Source organism: Dolichospermum sp. UHCC 0260 (genome assembly GCF_009711985.1).
In the GTDB taxonomy this organism is placed as follows: domain Bacteria; phylum Cyanobacteriota; class Cyanobacteriia; order Cyanobacteriales; family Nostocaceae; genus Dolichospermum; species Dolichospermum lemmermannii.
In genome coordinates, this window is record NZ_VIKZ01000044.1 from 5,055 (window position 1) to 30,981 (window position 25,927).

General features: G+C 38.4%; 20 protein-coding genes and 1 tRNA gene. 9 read left to right on the forward strand and 12 right to left on the reverse strand.

The features are described 5' to 3' along the window. Nucleotides 1–2: 2 nt before the first annotated feature. Nucleotides 3–458: an MgtC/SapB family protein gene (locus tag FJR08_RS16610; protein WP_168633926.1), complete on the reverse strand. Its 456-nt coding sequence runs from the start codon at nt 456–458 to the stop codon at nt 3–5. Nucleotides 459–564: 106 nt separating this feature from the next. Between FJR08_RS16610 and FJR08_RS16615 the strand changes: the two genes are divergently transcribed. Further along, nucleotides 565–2,892: a putative PEP-binding protein gene (locus tag FJR08_RS16615; RefSeq protein ID WP_168633927.1), complete on the forward strand. Its 2,328-nt coding sequence runs from the start codon at nt 565–567 to the stop codon at nt 2,890–2,892. Here the strand turns inward: FJR08_RS16615 and FJR08_RS16620 are convergent. From FJR08_RS16620 to FJR08_RS16640, 5 genes are all read right to left on the reverse strand, one after another. Next, entirely contained in the window at nt 2,889–4,055 is a 1,167-nt protein-coding gene (locus FJR08_RS16620; RefSeq protein WP_168633928.1) for a hypothetical protein, read from the reverse strand. The two genes, FJR08_RS16615 and FJR08_RS16620, sit on opposite strands and share 4 nt — an antisense overlap. A 450-nt stretch (nt 4,056–4,505) precedes the next feature. Continuing rightward, on the reverse strand, nt 4,506–5,042 hold the full coding sequence (locus FJR08_RS16625) for a shikimate kinase (RefSeq protein WP_168633929.1): 537 nt from the start codon (nt 5,040–5,042) through the stop codon (nt 4,506–4,508). 46 nt (nt 5,043–5,088) lie between these two features. Further along, nucleotides 5,089–5,706, reverse strand: a complete 618-nt coding sequence (locus FJR08_RS16630) for a LapA family protein (protein WP_168633930.1) — start codon at nt 5,704–5,706, stop codon at nt 5,089–5,091. Between the two features lie 153 nt (nt 5,707–5,859). Next, nucleotides 5,860–6,480 (reverse strand): flavin prenyltransferase UbiX, encoded by a 621-nt coding sequence (locus FJR08_RS16635; RefSeq protein WP_168633931.1) that lies wholly within the window; start codon nt 6,478–6,480, stop codon nt 5,860–5,862. A gap of 245 nt (nt 6,481–6,725) precedes the next feature. Next, on the reverse strand, nt 6,726–9,095 hold the full coding sequence (locus FJR08_RS16640; RefSeq protein ID WP_168633932.1) for a ribonuclease R family protein: 2,370 nt from the start codon (nt 9,093–9,095) through the stop codon (nt 6,726–6,728). 753 nt (nt 9,096–9,848) lie between these two features. Here FJR08_RS16640 and FJR08_RS24055 point away from each other — a divergent pair. Both FJR08_RS24055 and FJR08_RS16645 read left to right on the forward strand, forming a co-directional pair. Next, nucleotides 9,849–9,974: a hypothetical protein gene (locus FJR08_RS24055; protein ID WP_256369734.1), complete on the forward strand. Its 126-nt coding sequence runs from the start codon at nt 9,849–9,851 to the stop codon at nt 9,972–9,974. A gap of 31 nt (nt 9,975–10,005) precedes the next feature. Beyond that, on the forward strand, nt 10,006–10,707 hold the full coding sequence (locus tag FJR08_RS16645; RefSeq protein ID WP_168633942.1) for a hypothetical protein: 702 nt from the start codon (nt 10,006–10,008) through the stop codon (nt 10,705–10,707). 188 nt (nt 10,708–10,895) lie between these two features. On the opposite strand, the gene clpP is transcribed toward FJR08_RS16645, so the two are convergent. Together clpP and FJR08_RS16655 are read right to left on the reverse strand one after the other, a co-directional pair. Beyond that, nucleotides 10,896–11,501 (reverse strand): ATP-dependent Clp endopeptidase proteolytic subunit ClpP, encoded by a 606-nt coding sequence (clpP, locus tag FJR08_RS16650; protein WP_015083163.1) that lies wholly within the window; start codon nt 11,499–11,501, stop codon nt 10,896–10,898. Nucleotides 11,502–12,196: 695 nt separating this feature from the next. Continuing rightward, the gene (locus FJR08_RS16655) at nt 12,197–13,156 is read right to left on the reverse strand and encodes an FTR1 family protein (RefSeq protein ID WP_015083164.1); all 960 of its coding nucleotides are present in this window, start codon (nt 13,154–13,156) and stop codon (nt 12,197–12,199) included. Between the two features lie 473 nt (nt 13,157–13,629). Here FJR08_RS16655 and FJR08_RS16660 point away from each other — a divergent pair, with 473 nt between their 5' ends. Together FJR08_RS16660 and FJR08_RS16665 are read left to right on the forward strand one after the other, a co-directional pair. After that, nucleotides 13,630–14,022 (forward strand): DUF4258 domain-containing protein, encoded by a 393-nt coding sequence (locus FJR08_RS16660; RefSeq protein ID WP_168633922.1) that lies wholly within the window; start codon nt 13,630–13,632, stop codon nt 14,020–14,022. 19 nt (nt 14,023–14,041) lie between these two features. After that, the gene (locus tag FJR08_RS16665) at nt 14,042–14,284 is read left to right on the forward strand and encodes a YgiT-type zinc finger protein (protein ID WP_015083166.1); all 243 of its coding nucleotides are present in this window, start codon (nt 14,042–14,044) and stop codon (nt 14,282–14,284) included. A 127-nt stretch (nt 14,285–14,411) separates the two neighbouring features. Here FJR08_RS16665 and FJR08_RS16670 read toward each other — a convergent pair. Both FJR08_RS16670 and FJR08_RS16675 read right to left on the reverse strand, forming a co-directional pair. Then, nucleotides 14,412–14,483: transfer RNA gene (locus FJR08_RS16670), tRNA-Lys, on the reverse strand. Between the two features lie 62 nt (nt 14,484–14,545). Continuing rightward, nucleotides 14,546–15,415 carry an aldose 1-epimerase gene (locus FJR08_RS16675; RefSeq protein WP_015083167.1) on the reverse strand — a complete coding sequence of 290 codons (870 nt, stop codon included), beginning with the start codon at nt 15,413–15,415 and terminating at the stop codon, nt 14,546–14,548. A 149-nt stretch (nt 15,416–15,564) separates the two neighbouring features. Here FJR08_RS16675 and FJR08_RS16680 point away from each other — a divergent pair, with 149 nt between their 5' ends. Continuing rightward, entirely contained in the window at nt 15,565–15,966 is a 402-nt protein-coding gene (locus FJR08_RS16680; RefSeq protein WP_256369735.1) for a CAP domain-containing protein, read from the forward strand. Between the two features lie 115 nt (nt 15,967–16,081). Here FJR08_RS16680 and pdhA read toward each other — a convergent pair whose 3' ends face one another. Together pdhA and tatC are read right to left on the reverse strand one after the other, a co-directional pair. Beyond that, nucleotides 16,082–17,119 (reverse strand): pyruvate dehydrogenase (acetyl-transferring) E1 component subunit alpha, encoded by a 1,038-nt coding sequence (pdhA, locus tag FJR08_RS16685; protein ID WP_168633934.1) that lies wholly within the window; start codon nt 17,117–17,119, stop codon nt 16,082–16,084. A 228-nt stretch (nt 17,120–17,347) separates the two neighbouring features. Further along, nucleotides 17,348–18,130 (reverse strand): twin-arginine translocase subunit TatC, encoded by a 783-nt coding sequence (gene tatC / locus FJR08_RS16690; protein ID WP_015083170.1) that lies wholly within the window; start codon nt 18,128–18,130, stop codon nt 17,348–17,350. Nucleotides 18,131–18,941: 811 nt separating this feature from the next. On the opposite strand from tatC, the gene FJR08_RS16695 reads away from it, so the two are divergent. The 3 genes from FJR08_RS16695 to FJR08_RS16705 all read left to right on the forward strand — a co-directional run bounded on the left by FJR08_RS16695 (nt 18,942) and on the right by FJR08_RS16705 (nt 25,901). Next, entirely contained in the window at nt 18,942–19,145 is a 204-nt protein-coding gene (locus FJR08_RS16695) for a hypothetical protein (RefSeq protein WP_015083171.1), read from the forward strand. A gap of 361 nt (nt 19,146–19,506) precedes the next feature. After that, entirely contained in the window at nt 19,507–20,844 is a 1,338-nt protein-coding gene (locus FJR08_RS16700) for a P-loop NTPase fold protein (RefSeq protein WP_168633935.1), read from the forward strand. Then, nucleotides 20,814–25,901 carry a hypothetical protein gene (locus FJR08_RS16705; protein WP_168633936.1) on the forward strand — a complete coding sequence of 1,696 codons (5,088 nt, stop codon included), beginning with the start codon at nt 20,814–20,816 and terminating at the stop codon, nt 25,899–25,901. The genes FJR08_RS16700 and FJR08_RS16705 overlap by 31 nt, the downstream gene beginning before the upstream one ends. Nucleotides 25,902–25,927 lie beyond the last annotated feature (26 nt).

The window sequence follows — 25,927 nt, forward strand, 5'->3', positions numbered from 1 at the left end:
AACTAAAACTTTTCCAGTCTTTTAAAAATGTGTAGAATAATTACAGTTAAAATAGCACCCATTAATCCTAATTGCCATAAACCGCACCCAGCAGCAATTCCCAAAGCAGCGGATACCCAAATTGCAGCAGCAGAAGTTAATCCGTGAATTTCTGGTGATTTTGATGTTTGGGAAGATTCACGTAAAATTTCCCCAGCCCCCAAAAACCCTACTCCAGCAGCAATACCTTGAACTACACGACTAAGGGAATCAGCACTAAGTTGTGTACCACCTGTTTGGATAGTGATGAGAGTAAATACGGCTGAACCCAAACTTACTAACATATGGGTTCTTAAACCTGCCGGTTTATTTTTTAGTTGTCGTTCTAAGCCAATTATAGCCCCAATAAACAAGGCAAAACATAAACGAAGTCCAGTGTTTAGCCAGTCACTACCGGCAATATAATAAGGATTGATCAATTTTTTTCGGTGGTAAATAATTTAATAAATGAAATCGGGGCATTGTTCGGACTAATTGGTAATATAGTAACAAAAAGTATGTAATAAATATTATTTAATAAATTGAGTGGATAAACTCTATTGGCTTGACCAAATTAAACTACAAGACCGCGCTAAAGTTGGCGTGCAGGCGTTCGATTTAAGCAAAATCAAACAACAGGGTTATCCTGTTCTTCCTGGTTTTGTGGTAGAGGCAGATGTTTTACGGCAATTCCTGGAAACTCTCAACAGTTCAGAGTCGTTAATCGCTGATTTACCCCATTCTTCGCTACATTTAGATGTACATAATTGGCGACAACTGCAACAGGTAGCCGGACGCTTACGTCAGGAAATTATCTCAGCGACTGTGCCACCTCATTGGGTGAGGACAATTTTTCAAGCTGCGCGACAATGGCAAAGAAGCAGTTTAATTTTGCGTCCCAGTTTGGCAATATCAAATAACCAAGAAATGAAAAATGTATCTGGGTTATTAGAACCAGTATTTTGCCCTTGTGAAGAAGAGGAAATAGGTGAAGCTTTAAAACAGCTTTGGAGTCAGTTATTCCGAGCCAGAAGTTTACTATATTGGCATAGTGCGGGGATTAGTTTGCCCAGCATTAATTTAGGGGTGTTAGTGCAACCAGTTGACAATGCGATCGCTTCTGGTGTAATCAATACTAAATCATCGGCATGGGATATTGAAGCTACTTGGGGTTTAGGACTAGCAATTACCAACGGTGAAGTATTACCAGATGTTTACTACATAGAACCAAAAACCGGCGCAGTCGTAGAAAGACAATTGGGTAATAAAATGTTGGCGTATCGTCTTCATCATGGTAATGCTTTTACAGATGAACAACTGCAACCAACATTAGATACTGATTTTTTATTAGCTTATATTTTAGAAGAATCCCAACAACAAGAATATGCTTTGCCAGAAGAATTTTTGCAAGAATTAATTACTGTCAGTAATCAAATAGTCAGTGAATTGGGGGCAACTTTAACAATGAAATGGACAGTTGCCAAAGAATCTTTAGCCACAAAACTCTATATTACAGAAGTCACTGTTCCCCAATCTGTAAATAAGAGTGTGCAATTTATTCAAGGCATTGGGGCAGCCAGAGGGAGAATTATTGCTAATGCCCATATTTTTAGTTCATCACAAAAAGCAATCCAAGTTCCTCAAGGTGTAATTCTCATCGCCCCAGTGATTACTCCTGATTGTTTGCCCTTACTACAAGGAGTTGCGGGGATTATTACAGAACAAGGAGGATTAACTAGCCACGGGGCGATTTTAGCCAGGGAGTTGGGTATTCCTGCGGTGGTGAGTGCCACAGGTGCAACCACTCTTTTACAAGCAGGTGAAAAGTTATTATTAGATGGTAATAAGGGTGAAATATATCGTTTCACAGAAGATAAAGAAAACTTTCCTAGTGAGGAGATAGAAGAATTAATCAAAGAGGAAAAAATTGTCAATTATCAGCCGATAAATTTACCAATAATTGCCACTAAGTTACTCGTAAATTTGAGTCAAGGACGATTAATTGAACAAGTAAAATGTTTACCTGTAGATGGGTTAGGATTATTACGTTCAGAATTGATGATGTTAAATATTCTGGAGGGAGAACATCCTCAAGAATGGTTAATAGCTGGAAGAAAAGCGGAATTATTAGAGTTATTATCTGAGCAGATTAAGCAATTTGCTCGCGCTTTTTCACCCAGACCTATTTTTTATCGCTCTTTAGATTACCTACCCCATGATTTATTATTATCACAGTCATCAATTTATAGTGAGCGAAATCGAACTATTCTTGGTGACAGGGGTGTTTTCAGCTATATGCAAAATCCGGCGGTTTTTGAATTGGAATTGCAAGCTTTAGCGATAGTTCAAGCGTCTGGTTATAGAAATATTAATTTGCTATTACCTTTTGTCCGCAGTGTTGAAGAATTTATATTTTGTCGTCAAAAAGTTGAGCAATTTGGGTTAACACAAATATCCCAGTTTCAATTATGGATCATGGCAGAAGTTCCTAGTATTTTATTTCTATTACCTGAATATATTAAAGCTGGTGTGGCAGGTATTTCTATTGGCACAAATGATTTAACTCAACTACTATTAGGAATAGATAGGGAACAGGGAAAATTAGGGAGAATATTTGATGAAAGTCATCCAGCAGTAATGGGGGCAATATCTCAATTAATTAAAATGTCTCAAGCTGGAGGTATTCCCTGTTCTATTTGTGGTCAAGCCCCGGTGCTTTATCCAGAAATGATTGATAAATTAATAGAATGGGGGATTAGTTCTATTTCTGTAGAACCGGAAGCGGTGGAAAGGACTTATCAAGCGATTTCTCGTGCTGAACAAAGATTAATTTTAGCAGCAGCACGACGACAACTTAGCAACTTAAAAAATTAATATCGGCAAATAGCCGCTACTTTCACTCCGCTAGGCATTGCTTCTGGTTCAAGAGTATAAACTTTACCACCATTTAAGATGGTGTGAATTACCGCAAAATCTAACATATCTTCATCATCTGGTGCTGGTTCTGGATGTAATTCAACTGTAGCAGTTGGTAAATCAAATTTACCCCATATATGTTGTTTTAGAGGCACAAACAAAGTATCAACTCTTTGATAATATGCAGCCGGAATAATTGCTTTGATATCATTGGCAATTTTGTTACTTTCTTCCCCAGATAGTTGCAGATAAACAGCCATTAGATCTTCATATTCCTGTTGAAATAAAGGGTTAACAATTTCCCAAGCTGCATGATTTAATTCTTGCATTTTGAGGATTTCTGCATTGCCAGTAATCCCTGTTTCTGCTAAATATGGATAAGTATTAGCTTGTCGGTAAATTGGTAATAAATATTCTACTCCTGCTAATATTAAAGGTGCTTTTTCACCTCGCAATTTTTTATGTAATGCACTATCAACAGCATAACAAAATTGCAAAATATCTTCTTCATGTTTCTCCCGATCTGGATTACCCTGTCCATGCACAGAACCAGGGTGTTGAGCCGCAGAAGTTGCACCTCTAGCGATACCAATTCTATGCTGTACGCCTTTTTGAAATTCATCTTCTAAGAGAGTTTCATCCAAACTATGAGGCATATTTTCTACTTCTACTTCATTAATTTGGTAGCGCGTGCCTGAGTAAAGTTTGACATTCTTTTGACTTAAAGCCAAAATGTAGAATTTTCCATCATTATTAATCAGATTTAATAAGGGTTTGATATGAAAATTCTTGCCAACAACCACTAATTGGGGAAAAGAAATTGGTAAACAATAGTAACGAAATAGATTGGGGGAAATAAAAATTACTAATCCCTGATTTTGAATTTCCCAAAAATCAGTGTTGTCTAATTCCATCGCTGGTTTGAGCAAATTTACAGTCTCAGCATGGCGTAATCCTGTTTCATCTAAGCGGTTTTCAGCTTCTCGAATTAAATTTTTAAACCGAATCGGATTTTGTCGCGTCTCTCCTCCTAGTTTTTCCATAGGTAGATACAGAGAAACGCATGGATACTCAGGATTTTGGACTAAATTTTTGAGTTCATCAAGAGAAAATATAGTCATAGATTTCATCCCTGTCGAGGATAATTACAGAATCTAGTAGTCTGTCAAATTTATTTTGACGGGTTTTTGGTAGTGCGGGCATCTTGCCCGCGTGAGCGAGACGCTCATACTACAGTGAGCGAGACGCTCACACTACATTGAGCGAGAGGCTCACACTACATTGAGCGAGAGGCTCACACTACAGTGAGCGAGACGCTCACACTACAGTCCATCATTTTTATCTTGACAAACTACTAGATTCCATTCAACTCTTGATGTGGAAATTCTGCATCTTGCTTTTGACAAGAAATTAACTGCTTTCTATTCCTTTTTATAGATATACAGCAATTCGTATTTGATTTGTGATAGCGTAGCGTGCCGTAGATATACATTGCCAGAGTCAGATCCCCGACTTCTCTAAGAAGTCGGGGATCTGATATTCAAGTGGGTTATAAATGGGTGTAGAAAGAATTATTGCGGTTTGAGAATACTGGGAATTGTAGCGAGGATGCGTGTGACAATTTCTTCTGGTGTTTCGGTCGCGCTCATAGTAATATGTAAGTCAGCTTGGGAGTACATTGGTTGACGTTGTTCCCAAAGCGATGTCAATTTACTTTCGATATCGGCATCTTGTAAAAGTGGTCTGGTATTGTCTTCCGCTAACCGCTGTAAGATTATTCCTATTGGTGCATCTAACCAAATTATCAACCCATGATGGAGATAACTCCAATTCTGCTGCTGCATGGGAACACCCCCACCCGTAGATATAATCAACTTAGTATAAGCACAAACTTGAGCTAAAACATCACTCTCTAATTGCCGAAACTCCGCTTCACCATTTTCGGCAAATATTTCATTAATAGATTTACCTGCGGCTTTGATTATGACTTCATCTGTATCTACAAATCTATAACCAATTTCTGCGGCTAATAACTTTCCTAACGTTGTTTTCCCAACTCCCATCATGCCAATTAAATAGAGGTTGACTCCTTTTAATATATCAATCATCAGTATTTTTCTCCTGTAAAATTATTAATTATTATTAAAGCTTAAATTAGCGTTTTTGTGGTTTATTTTCGTTGTCATCCTCAAAATCATCATCTTCAAAAAAATCCCAGTCATCATCATCTGTAACTTGAGTTTTGCCTGATTCTTGGTAAGGAGGAATAATTACCCGATAATCAGCATCATAAACAGATTCAGTTTTACCCACAGCAGTGTTTTTCGGTGATTGGGAACTATAGGAATAAACGGAACTATTGCGGGAATTATAACTTTGTTGACTTGGGGAAGTTTCTGTTACTGGTTCTGAATTTTCGCCATTATCCCAATCATCTTGATTGCGATTTGTGTCCCAATCGTCAAATTCATCATCAACTTGATTAACGGTTGGTGGAGTATTTTGTCTAACACGGGGTGGAGTGGGAATTGATTTGGGTAGAGGTTGTGGTGCTTGTAAATTTAAATCAGTCGCAAATTTCAACAATCTAGTAATTATTAAAGATGTGAAAATACCAGCAGTGATACTTAATAAAATCCACAATGCTAATGGTAATGCTTGAGTTCGCATCCCCAAAAACATTAATGGAAGTGAGGGCGACAAATTTTGAACTAATATTATTATTAGTCCCAGCATTGCCATCACCAAGATAATTAAGCGAATTACAGCCATAAAAAATTCAAAATTGCAGCAGGATTCTAAGAATACACCAGGAAAAAACAGATGAATATAGCTGTTGCCACAAAAGAGCAAAATAGAATTAAGAATTAAGAATTAAGAATTAAAAATTTAGTTTTTTCATTTTTAATTGTTAATTTTTAATTCCTATAAATGACCTTGCCATCGCTGAATTGGTATACAGTCAATATCTAATTGATCCAGAGCGCGAGCTACAACAAAATCAACTAAATCCTCAATGGTTTGTGGGTTGTGATACCAAGCAGGAATAGCGGGGACTATTCTCACTCCAGTTTCCGCTAAGGTCGTTAAGTTCCGCAGGTGAATTAAACTAAAAGGGGTTTCTCTGGGGACAATTACCAGTTTACGTCCTTCTTTAATTTGGACATCTGCGGCTCGTTCTAGTAAGTCGGAACTTAGCCCCCCAGCAAGTTTTGCGACTGTACTCATACTACAAGGGATAATGATCATCCCCAACGTGCGGAAAGAACCACTGGCAATACCCGCACCAACATCACTCCAAGGATGACAGCGGAGTTTACCTTGTTCGGGAACTCCGGCTTGTTCTCGCCAAAATTGCTCTTGTTTTTCTGGTTCTCCTGGCATTCGGATTTCCTGTTCTGCCTGCCAAACTGTGTAAGTAGATTTAGATGCCACCAGTTCAATTTGATATTCTGCGGCTAAGAGGAATTTAAGAGCGCGAACGGCGTAAATTAGACCAGATGCACCTGTTACGCCCAAGATTAAAGGTTTTGTGTTATTAGTCATTTGTCAGTGGTCAGTGGTCAGTTGTTATTAGTCATTTATCAGTGGTCAGTTGTTAGTGGTCAGTGGTCAGTGGTTAATATTTAAGAGCAACTAAGTAGGTGAACACAATAAAACCAATCTGTATAAAGAAAAGTAAAATCGCCCAAGCCCTCTTCACTCTTGCCTCTTGACTTTTGCCTCTTGCCTAGTGCCATAACGACGATTTTCAATGCTAACCTACTTAACAACGGACAACTGACAACTGACTATTCTTGATCATAAGGTTCTCTGTCAAAAGATATGGCTTTGCCACGCAAGCTATCGCTTTGATTTTGTGGATAAATGTCTCCTGTTTCCTCATTGCCAGTATTCTCGCTCATGGCCTTAGGTAAACCATCAGCACCAACTGTCACTAAATCAATTTGTTGACGGTAGTAATCAACACTTTTGACTTGTACCATACAGCTATCGCCCAATCGGTAGGAAGCCCGATTTTTTCGCCCAAATAACGCTTGTTGTCTGGCACGATATTCATACCAATCGTCTTTGAGGGAACTGACGTGAACCAGTCCTTCTATTCGTAAGGTATTAGCGAGATTACCTTCTGTGGGCGATTCTACTGGGACTTCAATTTCCACAAAGAAGCCGTAGGATTGAACACCAGTAATTACTCCTGGAAATACTTCGCCAATGCGTTGTTTCATTAAGGAGGCTTTTTGGAGTCCGGCTAAATCAGCTTCAGCTTCTTGGACTTCTTTTTCTCGGTCATTAATTTGGACAATGACTCTGGTTAAGTCGCTTTGCAGTTCTTGTTGGAGTTCTGGGGGGAGAACGTTCCAATTGATTTCTTCGTGACAATTGGAATGGCGCAGGTTTATCCGATCTTTGACGCGGGTATTCCGGCGATCGCGCCCATGCTCTAGTAAGTTATGATACACCCGTTGCAAGAGGATATCTGGATAACGACGTAAGGGGGCAGTTATGTGGACATATTGGGATAAAGCTAGTCCAAAGTGAGAACTTTTGGTAATGCTATATAAAGAAGGCTTGAGAGTGTCTTGTAATAAATAGGTGAGAACTTGTTCCGATGGGGAATCGGCAAAAGCTCCCGTCAAGTGTTGATAATCTAGAGGTTGGATTTCTAATTCTGGATCAAGTCCTAATTCCACACCTAAATTAACGGCTAGTTTGAGCATTTCCTGAACATCTTCGGGATCAGGTGTGCCTTGAACTCGCCATAAACTGGGAACTCCCAAGGCGCTGAGATGATCAGCCATGAGTTGATTAACTAATATTACCAATTCGGTAATGAGCGATCGCCCAGGTAAGTCATTAACCACCACCGATCCCATTGCTCCTTCGTCATAGTAAGGGTTGTGGCTGGGTGGGAGATTTAACCGTAAGCTGCCCCGCTGTAGACGTACCTGCTTAATAGCAGTAGCCAAAGTCTGTAAATCTGGTAATTTCTCTTGGACTTCGACTGCCACTTTGCTGCTTTCACCGGCAAGAATAGCTGCTGTCTCTACTTGACTAACAGCTACATCTACATTAATGACACTAGGTTGAATTTCCCATTCCTCCACTTCTCCTGATTGGGGGTTAATGGTGATGATAAAAGAGAGAGCCAAGCGATCGCTACCAGGGACTAAAGAACACCGTTGTATCACCACTGCTGGCAACATTGGCAGTAGTAATTCTCCCAAATACACTGACTTACCCCGCTTGAGAGCTTCCCTGTCTAGAGCCTCATCGGGTTGGATATAGTGGGAAACATCTGTAATGTGAAATAATAATCGCCAATTATCATCAATAGTTTTTTCCACACTGAAGGCATTTTCAACCACAGATTCATCACTGTTGACACTCTTAATGGTGAAGGTAAAAACCTCACGTAAATCGAGACGATTTTTCAGGTCTGCTTTCAGGAGTCTCTTGGGTAACTTTGCCGCTGCATCGAGGATAGGATCAGGAAAAGTTCGGGATAAATCATGTTTACAAGTTACCAAATCTATATCCGCTGCGGCTTCAGCATCACTACCCAAAATTTGCACTACTCGACCCAATGGGGGATATTGTGCGAGGGGATAGCGAAGAATTTCTGCATGAGCTAAGTGATCAATTGCTTCTTCCAACTTCATGCTGTTGAGTTGTAGTTTTAGTTCAAACAGCAATCTGTCATCCAAAGGGACAGCCCGAAACCCTTCCTCCACCTGCTTAATTCTGGCGAGTAAGGTGTGATTAGACCGCTCCATAATCAACTTCACCTCACCTTCCGGCGATCGCCTGCGACTGCCTTCCTTGAGGACTCTTACCAAAACGCGATCGCCATTCCAGGCATTGCTCAAATGACTTTCACGGATGTAAATATCCTCTGAGCCTTCGCTATCTTGAATCGCAAAGCAAAAGCCCTTACTAGAACAACGGAGTTTAGCCTCAATCAAGCCTTCTTCGGTAACGCGGCGATATTTCCCCCGTTCCTTCACCAAAAGCCCGATTTTTTCCAACACATCCAAAGTAATTTGGAGTTTTTCTAGACTTTCTTCATCCTCACAACCCAGTTTTTTTTCTAGGACTTTACGAGCCACTAATTTATCATCTGTAAAATTGGCAAGAAGTGTAGCGATTGAAAATTCCATGCAGTGAACCGACCTTTGGTCAAAACATCATTTGTTGTCGAATCTGGCTCTTTACTGTATTCCCTCGCGGTTTACAGACACTTGCTTACGAATTTCGCCTTTGCGTAGTGTTTCGTAGAAAAGGCAAGTCCGCTCATCGCGCAGCGTGGCGTTAGCCATAGTCATTGTCAGATGAAGCCCCTGCGTTGACTTCTCACTGCACGACAATCTCAGCGTTTGCTTACGTGACCCTTGACTTGATCTAAACAATCTTGACCATGCACTCCTGATACCTAATAATTAAACACTACGTAATTTAGATAATGAGTTAGTGAGAGACTTGGTTTGGAGAACTCTCTATCTCACCCACAACCCACAAACTACAAACTAGTTTAACTACAGGTGTTTGATAGTTTAGATGTAAGGCAATTCCACGACATCAATATCTGATAGCATAGCGTGGTGTTGGCCATGTCTTCACTAGAAGAAACCGCTGAAAAACCCAATTCCCCCTTATGTAGAATCGGTAACAATCAGGTAAGCAGTAAAACACAGGCAACGAAGGCAAACCTTATCTTTATTATTGTAGATTTAGAGCGCACTTCTTTAAAAATACTTCTAGATATCTAATTGGTTAATTAGTATAGCATTTAAAGATAGACGACAATTTGTGATCAACAACTGTTAGTATCAGGACATATTTAACGTCGTGAGTGCTTAGTTCTCAGTAAGACTTTATATTGAAATATAGGGTTTTGTCTAGGGGATGGTCAGTTGTCAGTAGGGGCGAAGCATTTGGAAGATAAATTATCGCTCATTGCCAAAAATAGTTCTCCAAATGCTTCGCCCGTACAGTTGTCAGTTGTCAGTTGTGCGCTGACTAGCAATTTATGTTATTAGGAAAATTTAGATAAAAATGGTTGAAAGTATGATGTTGGCACAATTCCAGAATTTGTACCCCAACGGCAGTATTATCTCAGAATTAATAGAAATTTTTCAAGGGAAATATATCGTCCGTGTCAGTATACAACTCGAAGGTATCACCAGGGCAACGGCGATCGCAGGAGCAGAAACAGTAGAAGCAGCAGAAGACCAGGCTAGAAACAGAGCTTTAACGGTTTTGGGGATCAAAAATACACCGGGGGAAGTCACAAAATCTGTCTCCCCATTAGTTACCACTCCACAAATAAAACCCACTTTCCAGGAATCAAAACCTGTTCCCCCTGTTAACAATACACAGATATATACACCATCGCTACCAGAAGAAGAAATTGATCCCAAATTTCCAGAACCAGAAATATTTTCTCATCAAGAACCAGAATATCCACCTTTATCAGAAGTCCCCCCTAGTAATGTCACGCCATTTACACCTCGCAGTTATACCCCTTATGAGGATACTGGTGTCCAGTCAGTCGTCGGTAAAAAGAAAAGACATAATGAACCAGTAAATTTATCTGATGTCATTGCCCAAACAGACGTAGAAATCGAGCGCTTAGGCTGGACACCAGAACAAGGTAAAGATTATCTGGTCAAAACCTACAGTAAACGAGGACGTTCTCTGCTGAGTGAAGAAGAATTACGAAATTTTCTCACTTACCTCAAATCTCAACCAGATCCAATTGCGGGATTTTAGAATCAGGAGTCAGGAGTCAGGAGTCAGGAGTCAGGAGGAAGAAGAAAGAAGAAAGAAGAATTTTCTCATTGACAACTGACAACTGTACGGGCGAAGCATTTGGAGAACTATTTTTGGCAATGATCGATAATTTATCTTCCAAATGCTTCGCCCCTACTGACAACTGACAACTGACAACTGACCAATAACTAAACTAGAGGTACAGGACGACTACCGGCGGCATGACGGTCAATTACTTGGTCAATCAAGCCATATTCCTTGGCTTCGGCAGGAGACATAAAGAAATCACGTTCAGTATCTTCAGAAATCCGCTCAAATGGTTGACCAGTATGATCAGCGAGAAATTCGTTTAGCCGCTGCTTGTGATACAAAATTTCGCGGGCTTGAATTGCAATATCAGTTGCTTGTCCTTGAGCGCCACCGAGGGGTTGATGAATCATAATCCGTGAATGGGGTAAACTCATCCTTTTACCCTTTGTACCCGCGCTGAGGAGAAAAGCTCCCATACTGGCCGCCAATCCAGTACAAATTGTACAGACATCAGGGCGAATATGCTTCATGGTGTCAAAAATACCCATTCCCGCTGTCACAGAACCACCAGGAGAATTAATGTACATATATATGTCCTTCTCCGCGTCCTCAGAATCTAAAAACAGCAGTTGGGCAACAATCAAGTTAGCCAGATTGCTATCAACTTGTTCTCCCAAAAAAATAATCCGCTCACGCAACAGCCGTGAATAGATATCAAAGGCGCGTTCGCCTCGGCCGGATTGTTCAATAACGATAGGAATCATTTAGTGTGTTTTAGCTATTTTTCATTTATTCTATCGGTGACAACGGCTAATTGTGTTGAAATTGCCAATTAAGATTAGGACAAGCCGGGTGAAGAGAGCAGATAGAAGCTCATGTAAAGAAATATATTTTACGCAAATATCAGTATTATTACGGTTCTTGCTAATTGAGGGACTGGAGTAAAACAATGAGATATCCCCAGGGATTTAAAAATAAATTTGGATTTTCAGGACACTTTTTGGAAAAAACAAACGTCCACGTTGTCAGGTGCATATAAAGAGAGAACTGAATCACATTTTTTCACAGATTTCTGAGCTATTCTCAAATTATATTCACCAAATCCGATAAACCAATAACACAAAGTGTATTGAGAATAACAAGTTCCTATGGAAGTCTCATCCATATAAATAAAGAGAGGGATATTATGCTAGAAAAACTTATACAAGCGGCCTTTATTACATTTTTATTGCAACTCATCGCCGTATTGAGTAAAACTACTCCAATACATCCCAAGGCAGTCTCACCTCTTGCGGAAATGTCGGGTCCTGTAATTAGTTCGACTTTCCAGGTTTCGGAGTAAAATGCAGCCTAGACGGAACACTATGGCTTACGCCACGCTTCGCTATCGACAAGCTCAGTGCATCGCAGGGAATAGGTAAAAATTTTAATCTTTTCCCTGATTACCAATCTATTATTTTTAATTCCGCCCTGGGGTAGTAGTCATGACTTTATTTTTGCTATTCTGATTATCTCCACCTGTGATACTGCGGAAATATAGCCCACCAATACTGATGAGAAATACCAAATATCCCACGGCTTGAACAATATAGATTTTGTCTCTATAACCAAATAAGGACTTGAGAATGATACCGGGAAACTGTTCGTCAGATAAGATTTTTTCAGCATTCCAAACCATTGGACCTAAGATACAAGAGTGAATTCTGGTAAAGTGTTCATAATAGAAACAAAGATTTTCTGAAGAACGACTACTCAAAGCTAGATTAGCTGTAGCTTCATCAAAATGTTGTAAACCGGAAACTACTAAACCAGAAACAATTAATATTAATAAAACGCCCATAACTTGAAAGAATTGGCGAATATTAATTTTCACACCCCATTTAAATAATAAAACGCCAATTACTGACGCTGTGGCTAAACCACCAAGTGCGCCTAAAGTCGGCAATAAACCTTGTTGAAAATTAGCTGCAACGAAGAGAACAGTTTCAAATCCTTCGCGGACAATGGCGACTAGAATTAAACTAAAAACTCCCCAAGCTGCATTGGAATTTTTGCCTATTGCGTCGGTAACTGCTCCCTCAACTTGTGCTTTCATAAATCTGGCTTGTTTTGTCATCCAGATTAACATCCAACTCAGCATGACTATTGCTAAAACACTAAATACACCTTCCAATGTTGGCTCAACAACAGAGGTATATTGAGGATTAATAGATCCTAAGAATTTAATGATCCCCGTAAATAAAATACCGATTAAGCCACTGACAATAATACCAACAATTACGCCAGCATAAACCCAAGGGTTGAGTCGAGATTGTTGGGCTTTTTTTAATAATGCGAGAACAATACCCACAACTAAAGCGGCTTCGACACCTTCTCGCAGGGTAATTACAAAAGTGGGTAGAGCGGTACTAAAATTCATAAGAATACACGGCAAGCGGGAAACTCAGTCCCTTTAGGGCTGAGAGGGAAGCGACACGAGCGGTTTTAACCGCTGTGGATATTAAAATTGAAACCAGATTTTTGATTGGAATCTGGAAACCAACTCCCATTTCTGGGGTAATGTTAGCTAGATGCCTCCGGCACGCTGGCGCGAACGACCAGTTATAAGAGCTTGTTAGACTTGCAACACTGTTCCAGTGACCTTAGAACTGTTTAATCACAAGCGACAGAGCGGGGAACTAGCTACGCATTCCGAGGTGTCGTGACTCAAATAACGGCTACCATGAGACTAAGCTCAGGGTGGTCTGGTCAGCACAGCTTGCTTGATTACTCTTGCAAGCTCAGTCCCTTTAGGGCTGGGTTACTGACTTTATTAGTTAGGGCTTGCTGAAAAAGTGGGAAAAGGCAAGAAAAAAGATGACTAAGTAATTAGGCAAAAGCAAAGATAAGTTTTTGTTGCCTAAAATTAGGCAAAACATCACTTTTCTTAATCAAATTAGGGAAAAAAGACATTATAGAGTTTTCAGCCTAGACTCTTATAATGCTTCCCCTTGTATCCTACCACTCATATCCGTACTTTCCAGTAAACTATCCCCCAAATCTCGGTTACTTACTAATGAAAAAGCAGAAAATAATAGACTTCCCTGGAATAAAATCTTTCATTCTGTCAGATACAACGAAATTATCGAAAAACAACCCAATAATCAACCCTATCCTCCTGATTTAACTTACCGAGAAAATATTGCCCGTCAACCTATTCACAAAATTAGAGGCTATGATCAGAATAGCAGCACTGCAATTTTAGTCACTGTTGATAGTTCTCAGCCTCAACACTGGATTAATTGACACATCAGGAAGTAGTAACATGAAAAACCAAAAATGTCCCACTTGTCAAGGTGAGTTAGAAACTAAGCAAATTGAAAAAATGCTAAAAGGAGGAAATAACACCGCCGTTATCCATGTAGAAGCAGAAGTTTGTTCAAAATGTGGAGAAAAGCTCTATAAACCAGACGTTGTTAGCCAATTTACTCAAATTCGTGCCAAACTTAGAAATCAACAAACAGAAGATTTTCAAGTGATTGGTCAATCTTTCCGCATTTCTGTTTAATTAATCAAGGAAGGCTGAAGAATTTTATTCTAAGTTTGATAACTGTGAAGATGTTAATAAGTTTTTAGTCTATGAATAATCTTACATCTTGCAATTGTCACAGGCAATTATGCTTGAGTCTTGAGAATGGGTGGCCCGGGATTCGAACCCGGAACAAATCGGTTAAAAGCCGAGTACTCTACCGTTGAGTTAGCCACCCTTTTGCTGTTTTTCCAACTTTATCAATATACCATCAACAGCCATGGTTTTGTCAAGGGGTTTTCAAAAAAGATTTGCCGTTAATCCAAAAGAAGCAGTACAACTAGCTCCAGGAGCTAACACAGTCAGGTTTTCACCAGTGTTGAAAGCATTGCGGGTGGCACTCCAAGGCTCTAGACAGTAGAATTCTTTGCCTTTAACAGTCCAAAACACCAACCAGGTAGAGAAATCATCGTAATCGAGGGTTAGCTTCAACCTGCGGCTGTTATCTGTGACTGTGGCTGATTTACTGGTGAGTCCCCCAAAAGCAAAATCAATTTCATCTTGGTTAAAGTCGAATTTGCCGTCAAAGGTGTGAAACTCCTTAGTTTTGTTATCTTGATATCGTGTGGAAGGAAGTTCCACTTCTAGCTGATTTTTGTCACCACAGAGAAAATAAGGGTGGAAACCAGCGGAAAATGGCATGGGTGTAGATGACAGATTTTTATATTCCTGACGCACTACTAAGGTATTCCCTTGGAGTTCGTAGGTAAAAGCCAATTGAAAATCAAAAGGATAAACTGCCTTTGTTTCCTCGTTGCTGCTGAGAACTACAGTTAGACTAGCCTTACCTTCAGTATTTTGCGCTGTTGCTGTCCAAGGCAATTCCCGCGCAAAGCCATGTTGTTTGATAGTATACGGTTTTCCGTCAACACTGTAAGTATTATCAGGTAAGTTACCGCAAAGGGGAAACAAAATGGGATTACCACCTCTAACGCTCAAATCAGGATGAGTAAAGCGTTCAGCGTCTAGGTAAAATATTTCTTGACCTTGCACCAGCCAACGAGTGATGATACCACCTCTTTCTGGGACAACTTCTATTTGTGTACCAGCGGTTTTATCAGACAGGATGTAGGTTTTGTATTGTTGTTCTTGAATGTCAATGGTAAACATGATTTTTGGTGATTGGTGATAGGTAATTGGTGATTGGGCAGATACCCGTTCGCAAAACATGACTCGCTAACTAAGCTTTCCGTCTCACGCCTTTTTCCATTCACCTCCTATTACAGCACTTTGCGCGACAAATAGGGGCAGGTTTGATATTGATTTTTCAATTTCTTGGAGATTGTTGGTTTCATCTAATACTTTTCAAACAACCTCTTAATAATGAAAGATTCAGAGCAGGATTATCACTCCTTAGACTTAACTCAAAATTGATAGCGGCTGCTCAAGCCCATTCCAACGATATGGCTCGGCATAACCGTCTAAGCCACACTGGTTCTGATGGTTCATTAATGGTAGATCGGATGAGGCGATATGGCTATAATTATCGGTGGGCTGGAGAGAATATTGCATATGGTCAAACCTCTGCTCAAGAGGTAATGCAATCTTGGATGAATAGTGCAGGTCATCGTCAAAATATTCTCAATCCTAAGTTTCGTGATGTTGGGATTGCATATGCTTACGGAAATACATTCTATTGGACACAAAACTTTGGTGCATAGCTATTTTTGAGAATCTTGGTAAGAAATCCGCGCCAGGGAATTCGTCAACTGTATCTGGGGCATAGGGCATAGGGTATTGGATATTTTCCCCAGTCCCCAGTCCCCAGTTCTCAATTTAAACGTCTTCGGCAAAAATGAAGCGATATAACTCGCTAGGATCTGGTTCAGGGCTGCTTTGGGCAAATTTAACCGCGTCCTCAATTACAGCCTGAATTTTCTTTTCAATATCTTTGAGTTCTGCTTCTTTAGCTAGATTTTGTTCCACTAAATAACCCGCTAACTTTTTAATGGGGTCACGAGCAAACCAAAATTCTTTTTCTTCTTTGCTTCGCATTTCGTCTGGGTCAGCTAGAGAATGACCCCGGAAGCGATAGGTCAGAGCTTCAATTAAAGTTGGACCTTCTCCTGCACGGGCGCGGGCTACGGCTTCCTGAGCCACCTGACGCACTGCTAAAACATCCATACCGTCTACTTCCACACCCACCATGTTAAACACACTGGCTTTTTTGTATATCTCTGGTTGGGAAGTTGCCCGTTCGTGAGACATACCAATTGCCCACTTATTATTTTCTACCACAAAGAGAATTGGCAATTTCCATAAAGCTGCCATATTCAATGTTTCAAAAAATTGACCGTTGTTAGCAGCACCGTCACCAAAGAAGCAAGCGGTTACTTGGTCAGCGTTTTTGTCTCCCAGAACTTCCCGACGGTATTTAGATTGAAAAGCAGCACCAGCAGCCACGGGAATACCTTCGGCTACGAAAGCATAACCACCTAATAGGCGATGTTCAGCCGAAAACATATGCATAGAACCACCGCGCCCTTTACTGCAACCTGTGGCTTTACCGAATAATTCTGCCATTACCTCTCGTGCGGGAACTCCGGCGCTTAAAGCATGAACGTGGTCACGGTAGGTACTGGAAACGAAATCTTCACCGGGGCGCATTGCACCTTTGACAATGCCGCTACAAACTGCTTCTTGTCCGTTGTATAGGTGGACAAAACCAAACATTTTCCCTCTATAGTACATTTCGGCACATTTATCTTCAAATAAACGTCCTAATGTCATATCTTCGTATAAGCCCAATCCTTCTTCTTTGGTGATTTGGACTGTGGCAGTATTAAATGTGGGTAACGTGCGCTCTTGAGCCATGCTGGTGAAGTATCCCTATTGTAAAAGTTAAAGTTAAGTTGGTTTTAGATAACGTTAGCTATAAATTAGCCAGCGTTGACAAAACTAATTTATCAAGCCTCATTTTATAGGATAGCAATGAGGATAACTGGCTTTCTGCATAGCGATTAACAATTAAGTAAATTACTGGTTAGGAAATAACGAACAACGAACAACGAACAACTGACCACTGACCACTGACAAGTTGAATTATTTGCCAATGATTTTGACTAGTCCAATCCCCCCAAAGTATAGTCCTAAAACCGCACCAGCTAAAAGACTTTGGGTCAGAGGATCGGTAGAAGGTGTCAGCACTGCTCCTAAAATTACTGCTGTCATAATTACATAACGCCAACCTTTCAACATGATTTGTGAGGAGACAATTCCCAAGGTAGCGAGCAAAATTTGAATAACTGGAACTTGAAATGCTAGTCCTGTGGTGAATAACAATAACAACACAAAGTCAAAATACTTGTCAATTGACCAAAGTTGCTCAACAACATCAGCACCATAATTAATGAAGAATTGTAAAGCAGCGGGAATGAGTGCAATGTCAGCAAAAATTAAGCCGCATACAAATAATACGCTTGAACCTAGCACCACAGGGATGACTAAACGCCGTTCCCGCACGGTGAGGCCAGGAAGTATAAACTGGATAATTTGATAAAGAATGAAGGGAGTAGCCAGGATTAAACCACCGTAAGCAGCAACTTTCATGGAGACAAAGAAAAATTCTCCCGGAGCTAATTGCAGAAATTTAACGCCGTGAGCAGGAACTTCTAGTAGTTGTACTAGGGGTTTGACGAAAATAAAACAACCGATAATACCCACTACTACCACTATGAGGGCATAGAAAATTCTTTGCCGCAACTCCTCCAGGTGGTCAAATATGGACATTTCCACTTCACCTGGTAATTCATCTAGCGGGTTAATAGATGGTTCTGGGTCTAAGCCGGGGGAATTTATGGTATCTACGTCTTGTGAAGAGGTCATGAGTAGGAAAAGTGGGAAACATTTGTTAGGCAATCTTCGTTCACTATTTTATAGGGAATCCGCTCGAAAACTTTTGAAGTTGTAAATAATTCACGAAAATAGCCGTATTTATTTTTGGTAGCATTTCTATTTTTATTTTTATTTTTACATTTGGACTTTAATTTTACATCTGTATTAATTAGCACAAAATTTACTTTGTGTATTTCTAAATTATTACTACTTGATACATAAGTATTAATTGCAGATCTTATATCCTTTTATGCAGTATTTCCTAGCTGTATAGCTTGTTAAATCTGGTTTTTTATGCTTTAAAAAAAATACTCTAAATTTACGATTAAATACAAATGTACTTTAAATTACGTTCTGTTCTATGTTGACGGATAATATTTATATTTGTTTCTGGTCAAAAAAAGATTTTTTTATCCGGGATTTTCCCATAGTAAATGTATACGTATCAAGCACGTTGTCTTGTGGTTAAATTAACTCTGCCAGGGGGGTAAGAGTGGATTTGGCCATCACAGATATAACTTTAATCTGTGAATCAATGAAAACAATAACTTGTTTATCTCAGTCTGGGATCAATCAAAGATGTAGTTGGGTAAAACCAAGTATAAATCTTGATTTATTTCTGTACTGACTAGACAAGAATATACTAATGCGCTTTAAAGTTGCATTCTTTGTAGTGTCTTATTTGAGACTATGAACAGATTTTTCTGGCAATTTTTAGAACTATTAGCTGATTAATAAGTTTTCACGATTGATCAAAATAATGTTGCTGATTACGCAATAGAAATCTGAATCGAATTTAGATATGAAAAAAACAATTGGTGTAGGACTAATGGTGTTGTCAGTTTATCTGTGCAATTCCAGTGCTTGTTTTGCAGGGAATAAGCTGTCTAGAGATAATGCTCAAGCAAGAATCGAAAATTATACTCAATCACAGTTAGTGGTTAATGTCTCTGGTAGAGATGAGCCACAAGGAGATTGTTTACGTAAAGGTAAATGCAAGGACTAATATTTTTTGATTACAAAGTAATATTTGTAACCGAGCTTAAATAATTAGCGTTAAGCGAGATTTATCAGATCATCAGATTTTTTCTCAACTTTCAATATTGGATATATTTTGGTTGGCTTAGGTAGGGGGAGTCATCCAGATGTTATCTATGCTTGTTTATCAGGGACTACTACTTTTTTGATTTTGTTCTGAATGTATTCAAGTAAATACTGATTTTGGATTTTCTTGCGTGAAGATGTGAGGAAAAATCTAAAATTAGTTATGTTTCTATACCTGGTTTTTGCGGATATGTTCGGTTTTCCACTGTAAAAGAGATAGTGACAGATCATGTTATGACCATTACAGCGTGAATTAATTTTTTATGCTTCTTAACTTAGAAAGATTTTATCAAGCTTGTAATCCTTCCCGGCCGTTGATGATTGAGAACGTAGACGACCGGATGTATTATATTGATTTTACTTCAGTCCGTGGGGGAAAAATTATTGAAGCTCTGCTGCGGACTATTACAAAGATTTCCCCAAATATACCAACCTGTCAATTATTTACGGGACATTTGGGCTGTGGAAAATCTACGGAATTGCTACGACTCAAGGCCGAGTTGGAAGCGCGAGATTTTCATGTTGTCTATTTTGAGTCTACCCATGTTTTAGAAATGGTAGATATAGATATTACAGATATTTTATTAGCGATCGCGGGTTTGGTGAGTGAAAACTTGGAAGCGATGAAACTGCGTGTCCAACCTAGTTACTTTACTAAGTTGTTTAGGGAGTTGGTAGATTTTTTGCAAACGCCTTTAGAACTGGGGGTAGAAGCGGAATTATCTGTGGGGATTGCCAAAATTACGGCGAAAACTAAAGAAAGTCCTCAGTTACGCAGACGGTTAAGAGACTATCTAGAACCACGCACAGAAAATATCTTACAATCAATTAATCAAGAGCTATTAGATCGGGCTAATTTGGAGCTAAAAGCTAGGGGGAAGAAGGGATTGGTGGTGATTGTGGATAACTTGGATCGGGTGGCGGTTCGTCCTTTACCGTCTGGGCGATCGCTACCAGAATACTTATTCATTGATCGAGGAGAACAATTAAGAAAATTGAATTGCCACATAGTTTACACAATTCCCTTAGCTTTGACATTTTCTAATGATAGTGCGGAACTACAACATCGTTTAGGAGGTGGAGTTGCACCGAAAGTATTACCAATGATTCCCGTGCGGCAACGTTCTGGAGAAATTAATACAGAAGGACTAGGATTAATGCGACAAATGGTATTAGCAAGAGCCTTTCCTGACAGATCACCAACAGATCGTTTAAATTTAGTTACCCAATTATTTGATCATCTAGATACTCTAGATCGTTTGTGTTTGATTAGTGGTGGTCATGTCCGCGACTTATTAGGGCTACTATTTGATTGTTTACGAGAACAAGATCCACCTTTTGACCGCAAATGTGTAGAATTAGTAATCCAAAGACAACGAGATTACCGGGCTAATGCCATTGATCTGGATGAAAGTGAATTAATCTTGCAGGTAATCCAAGATCAACGAGTTAGAGGCAATGTAGAGTACGATATTTTATTACGGAGTTTATTCGTATTTGAATATCGTGATCACCAGGGTGTTTGGTTTGCACTTAACCCAGTTTTAGCAGAAACCGAAAAATTTAAATTATGGTTAAAAGACAGCAAGCAGAGAATATAATCGCTGCTAATCAACAGTCTTTACGTAGTTTAGAAAGAGCAATTACCTTTTCTAAAAATCAGTTTTCAGTTATCTTGCTGTGCTGTAACTACGAATTTCTGCGAGATATAATCCGGCAACAACTAGCAGTTAATGGTTGGGGAAATGAGCGTATTCAAAGTATTACTTTAGCCGAAAATACCACAAGTTTATATACCACAATTCAATCACAACTTACCATTAATCAACCTGCCGGATTAATGATTATGGGGTTTGAATCAATCTATGAAATAGATGATCTCCTGCGTTCTATTAATCAAGTCCGAGATGAATTTCGTAAACGTTATCAAATCCCCATGATTTTTTGGGTAAATGATGAAGTGTTACAGAAAATCCTGCGGTTAGCTCCCGATTTTGCCAGTTGGGCAGCTACACCAATTAGATTTGAAATGACCTCTATTGGATTACTAGAATTTCTCCACCAAGAAACTGACGATCTATTTACGAGAGTTTTACAAAGTAATTATGCACAAGGTAATCCTGTCACCTTAGAACAAGTATGGATTAGCAGTGATCAACTGCATTATGCAATTAAAGAATTGTATGATAGGGGGATGAAAATCGAAGCAGAATTAAATGCTAGGTTAGAATTTATTTTTGGCATAGATGATTATGTCAATAATCGGATTGATTCTGCCCTAAATAACTTTCAGAAAAGTTTGCGTTTTTGGCATCATCAAGAAAACTTATGGCTAACAGAATATGCAACTGATAGAACAGCGGAACTATCTGATTCATCCTATGCTTATCTTTTAAAACAGTCAATTTTATTATTTTATATTGGATTATGTTGCTGTCGTCTTGCCGAACAAAATCCTAAATCAAGAGAAAGATATTGGCAATCAGCTAAAACATATTTTCAGCAATGTTTACAAACATTTGAAATTGCTGGACGGATAGATTTAGTTTCGGAATTTATTGAACAATTATTAGAAGTCTTATATAGTTTAAAATCATGGGCAGTATTAGAAGTTGTCGCTAAAAAATCCCTAGAATTACATCAAATATATGGTAGGAAAATTCAATTAGCTTGTGATTATGGTTTTTTAGCACAGGTAGCCGTACATAATTCCAACTGGATACAAGCTAGTATTTTAGCGCATATATCAATAATACAATTAGAAACAGAAAAAAATCACCCAGAATCAAATCATTATTTATTTCCTCTGATATTAGAACAAATTTATTTATTAACTTTAGCAGAAGCCCTCAATCATCTAGGACAAATAACGGTAGCAAAAGAATATATAAATGCAGCATCTCAACAACTGTCATCAGCTTTAGAAAAAAGTGAACATAAATATGATGCCCATCGTTATATTCGCTTATTACATAATTTAAGATCATTATACTTTCAAATAGGACACTATCTTCAAGCCTATATTATTAAACAAAAACTCCGTTCTGTAGAACAACAATATGGTTTTGTCCCCTTTATTGGGGCTGGACGGTTACAACCGCAAAGACAAGTCACTAACCCCACTTTAATATCTACATTTGCTAGTAATAGTATAGCCTTAGAAATTGCCGCTTCTGGTAGAGAATATGATGTTAATAACTTAATTGGGAGAATTAGTCGTGCAGACCAAAAATTAATAGTTATTCATGGACAGTCAGGTGTTGGTAAAAGTTCTACTGTTACGGCTGGCTTAGTTCCCGCACTACAAAACCGGGCTGTTGGTGATCAAATTGCTGTACCAGTTGTCCTCCAAGTCTATACAGATTGGTTAGGAGAATTAGGTAAATCTTTTACCAAGGCCATGTTAGAAATGCAAAAAATAGCAGCTATGGAAACAGAATTTCGATCTGATATTTCTATACCTACAACTATTAATAGTATTTTGCAACAATTACGGGAAAATGCAGATAATCATTTAATTACAGTGTTAATTTTTGACCAATTTGAAGAATTTTTCTTTGGTGATACAGATATTCAGAAAAAACAAATATTTGATCAATTTATTAGTGATTGTTTAGGGGTATCTTTTGTGAAAGTTATTTTGACTTTGCGCGAAGATTATTTACATCGCCTTCTAGATTTTAAATGTCTTTCATCAATCGAAACAATTAATAATAATATTCTTGACAAAAATATTCGTTATCAACTTAATAACTTTTCTCCTGAAAATGCCAGAAAAATCATTCAGAAATTAACTGAACGTTCACATAATCAATCCCAACTCAAATTAGAACCAGATTTAATTGATGCGTTAGTTGCTGATTTGTCTTCAGAACTGGGCGAAGTTCGTCCGATAGAATTGCAATTAGCGGGCGCACAATTACAAGATAAATATATTACTACCCTTGCCCAGTATCAAGCATATCGTCCCAATAAGTTAATTCAAACATATATTCAAGAATTAATTAAAGAATGTGGAAAAGAACACGAACGGGCGGCTCTCCTGGTTTTATATTTATTAACAGATGATCATAATAAAAGACCTTTTAAAACCCGGACAGAATTAACATTAGAACTCTCAGATTTAGAAGATCCTAGTAACTTAGAATTGATTTTAGATATTTTAGTTCGCTCCGGGTTAGTTGTGATATTTCCCAATGTTCCCGAACGCTATCAATTAATTCATGATTATTTAGTCAGCTTAATTCGTTATTTACAACAACAGGAATCTGGATTACAAACACAAATTAATACATTACGGGATCAGGTTAGAAATAGTTATCAAGAAATTGAACGGCTTAAAAGTGAATTAAGAAAAACTCAGAACGGCGTTAGTTTAGAACAGACACACCATTCACAAGGAGATAATTTACTGGCAGAATTAAGAGAATTACGAAAGCGAGAAGAAGCAAGTCAAATAGAAATTCAACATTTACGCACAGAATTAAAAGAAAAAGAGTTACTTGCAAAATTAGCCGATAGCCAAGAAAAACAACGTTTGGGTGCAATTAGATTAAATATTGCCCTGAAAATAGCCTTAACAGCTTCTATTATTGCTATGTTTGCCTTAACTACTTCTGTGATTACCTCCACAGATAGTGAAATGAAAACTCTAAGTGCATCTAGTGAGACTTTATTTGCTTCTCAAAAAGGTATTGATGCTCTCAAGGAAAGTTTGAAAGCAGGAAAAAAATTAAAAAAAACTCTATGGATAGATACTTCTACTCAAGAGAAGGTATTAACTGCACTGTATCAAGCGGTTTATGGAGTCAAAGAACGTAATCGTTTAGAAGGTCATTTGTCGGGAATCAGAATGGTGACATTTAGTGCAGATAAATCTTTAATAGCTTCAGCTAGTGCAGATACAACAATTAAACTTTGGAGTCCTAATGGTCTTGTAATCAACACTTTATCAGGACATGAAGATGTAGTAAATAGTGTTATTTTTAGTCCTGATAGTCAAATGTTAGTTTCCGCTAGTCAAGACAAAACAATTAAACTTTGGAGTCGAAAAGGTAAACTACTCAAAACTTTACTAGGTCATACATCTATAGTGAATAGTGTAAGTTTCCATCCTGATGGTCAAATTATCGCCTCTGCAAGTACCGATAAAACCATAAAATTGTGGAATCAAGAAGGTAAACTACTAAAAACATTATCTGGTCATAAAGATGCTGTTTTAGCCGTAGCTTGGTCTAATGATGGGAAAATTTTGGCTTCTAGCAGTGCTGATAAAACCATAAAATTGTGGAGTAGCAAAGGTCAATTAATCAAAACTTTACCGGCCCATGAAGATGCTGTTTTAGCTATAGCTTGGTCTAGTGATAGTAAAATTCTGGCTTCTGCAAGTTTAGATAAAAAAATCAAATTATGGAATCAAGAAGGTCAATTACTCAAAACTCTTTCTGGACATAGCAACGGTGTTATTAGTATCAATTTTAGCAGGGACGGTCATACTCTAGCATCTGCTAGTATGGATGAAACAGTTAGAGTTTGGAGTATTGATGGTAATTTACTAGGAACTCTGCGAGGACATAATGGTTGGGTAAATAGTGTTAGTTTTAGCCCTGACCGACTAACTTTAGCATCTGCTGGTAGAGATAAAACTATTATTTTGTGGCGTTGGGATAGTCTAATTTTACCTAATCCCCAAGCCAATAATGATTGGGTAACAAGTATTAGTTTTAGTCCTGATAGTAATACTATTGCCGGTGCTTGTTTGGATAAAACAATCAAAATCTGGAATCGGGAAGGTAAATTACTCAAAAAATTCATAGCCCATAATGATCAAGTTTGGGCTGTAGCTTGGTCGCCTAATGGTAAAATTATTGCTTCTGCTAGTAAAGATAAAACTATAAAATTATGGCATCAAGATGGTAAATTATTAAAAACATTATCTGGTCATAATGATCCAGTTTTAGCTGTAGCTTGGTCGCCAGATGGTAAAATTATCGCTTCTGCTAGTAAAGATAAAACCATAAAATTATGGAATCAAGATGGTAAACTACTAAACACTTTAAATGGTCATACTGATGCTATTAATTGGGTGAGTTTTAGTCCTAATGGTAAATTTCTAGCCTCCGCTAGTGATGATAAATCGGTAAAAATATGGACAAGTAATGGCGAAATTATCAAAAATTTAACTGGTCATACTCGCAGGGTAAATGGTGTAGCCTGGTCGCCTAATGGTAAATTATTAGCTTCTGTTAGTCTTGATAGTACGGTGAAAATTTGGGGTGAGAACGGTCAATTACAAAAAACCCTGATGGGGTATGGTGATGGTTTTATTAGTGCTAAGTTTAGTCCAGATGGTAAAACTCTAGCCGTCAGCAGTGATAATAAAATCAGGTTGTGGAATCAAGAAGGTGTTTTAATGATGGTTTTAAAAGGTGATGCAGAAGATTTAAGCAGCGTTAGTTTTAGTCCAGATGGTAAAATATTAGCGGCTGGTAGTGGTAATAGTCATGTAATTTTACGGAAGTTATCGGATATGACATTAGAAAGATTACTGGAAAGTAATTGCCATATATTAAAAAATTATCTACTATATAATCCAAACCTGACCAGAAGCGATGCCTATAAAGAGGAAAGTTATAGAACTTTATGTCAAAATAATTAGGGGAATAATTAGTGATTTATAATTCT

Excerpts from the sequence above, each read along its gene's own strand:
- FJR08_RS16665 (WP_015083166.1), top strand. The coding sequence starts at position 14,042 with ATGAAAAACCAAAAATGTCCCACTTGTCAAGGTGAGTTAGAAACTAAG.
- FJR08_RS16620 (WP_168633928.1), bottom strand. The coding sequence starts at position 4,055 with ATGACTATATTTTCTCTTGATGAACTCAAAAATTTAGTCCAAAATCCT.
- FJR08_RS16630 (WP_168633930.1), bottom strand. The coding sequence starts at position 5,706 with ATGGCTGTAATTCGCTTAATTATCTTGGTGATGGCAATGCTGGGACTA.
- FJR08_RS16640 (WP_168633932.1), bottom strand. The coding sequence starts at position 9,095 with ATGGAATTTTCAATCGCTACACTTCTTGCCAATTTTACAGATGATAAA.
- FJR08_RS16705 (WP_168633936.1), top strand. The coding sequence starts at position 20,814 with ATGGTTAAAAGACAGCAAGCAGAGAATATAATCGCTGCTAATCAACAG.
- FJR08_RS16625 (WP_168633929.1), bottom strand. The coding sequence starts at position 5,042 with ATGATTGATATATTAAAAGGAGTCAACCTCTATTTAATTGGCATGATG.
- FJR08_RS16700 (WP_168633935.1), top strand. The coding sequence starts at position 19,507 with ATGCTTCTTAACTTAGAAAGATTTTATCAAGCTTGTAATCCTTCCCGG.
- tatC (WP_015083170.1), bottom strand. The coding sequence starts at position 18,130 with ATGACCTCTTCACAAGACGTAGATACCATAAATTCCCCCGGCTTAGAC.
- FJR08_RS16635 (WP_168633931.1), bottom strand. The coding sequence starts at position 6,480 with ATGACTAATAACACAAAACCTTTAATCTTGGGCGTAACAGGTGCATCT.
- FJR08_RS16655 (WP_015083164.1), bottom strand. The coding sequence starts at position 13,156 with ATGAATTTTAGTACCGCTCTACCCACTTTTGTAATTACCCTGCGAGAA.
- clpP (WP_015083163.1), bottom strand. The coding sequence starts at position 11,501 with ATGATTCCTATCGTTATTGAACAATCCGGCCGAGGCGAACGCGCCTTT.
- FJR08_RS16675 (WP_015083167.1), bottom strand. The coding sequence starts at position 15,415 with ATGTTTACCATTGACATTCAAGAACAACAATACAAAACCTACATCCTG.
- FJR08_RS16695 (WP_015083171.1), top strand. The coding sequence starts at position 18,942 with ATGAAAAAAACAATTGGTGTAGGACTAATGGTGTTGTCAGTTTATCTG.
- pdhA (WP_168633934.1), bottom strand. The coding sequence starts at position 17,119 with ATGGCTCAAGAGCGCACGTTACCCACATTTAATACTGCCACAGTCCAA.
- FJR08_RS16645 (WP_168633942.1), top strand. The coding sequence starts at position 10,006 with ATGTTGGCACAATTCCAGAATTTGTACCCCAACGGCAGTATTATCTCA.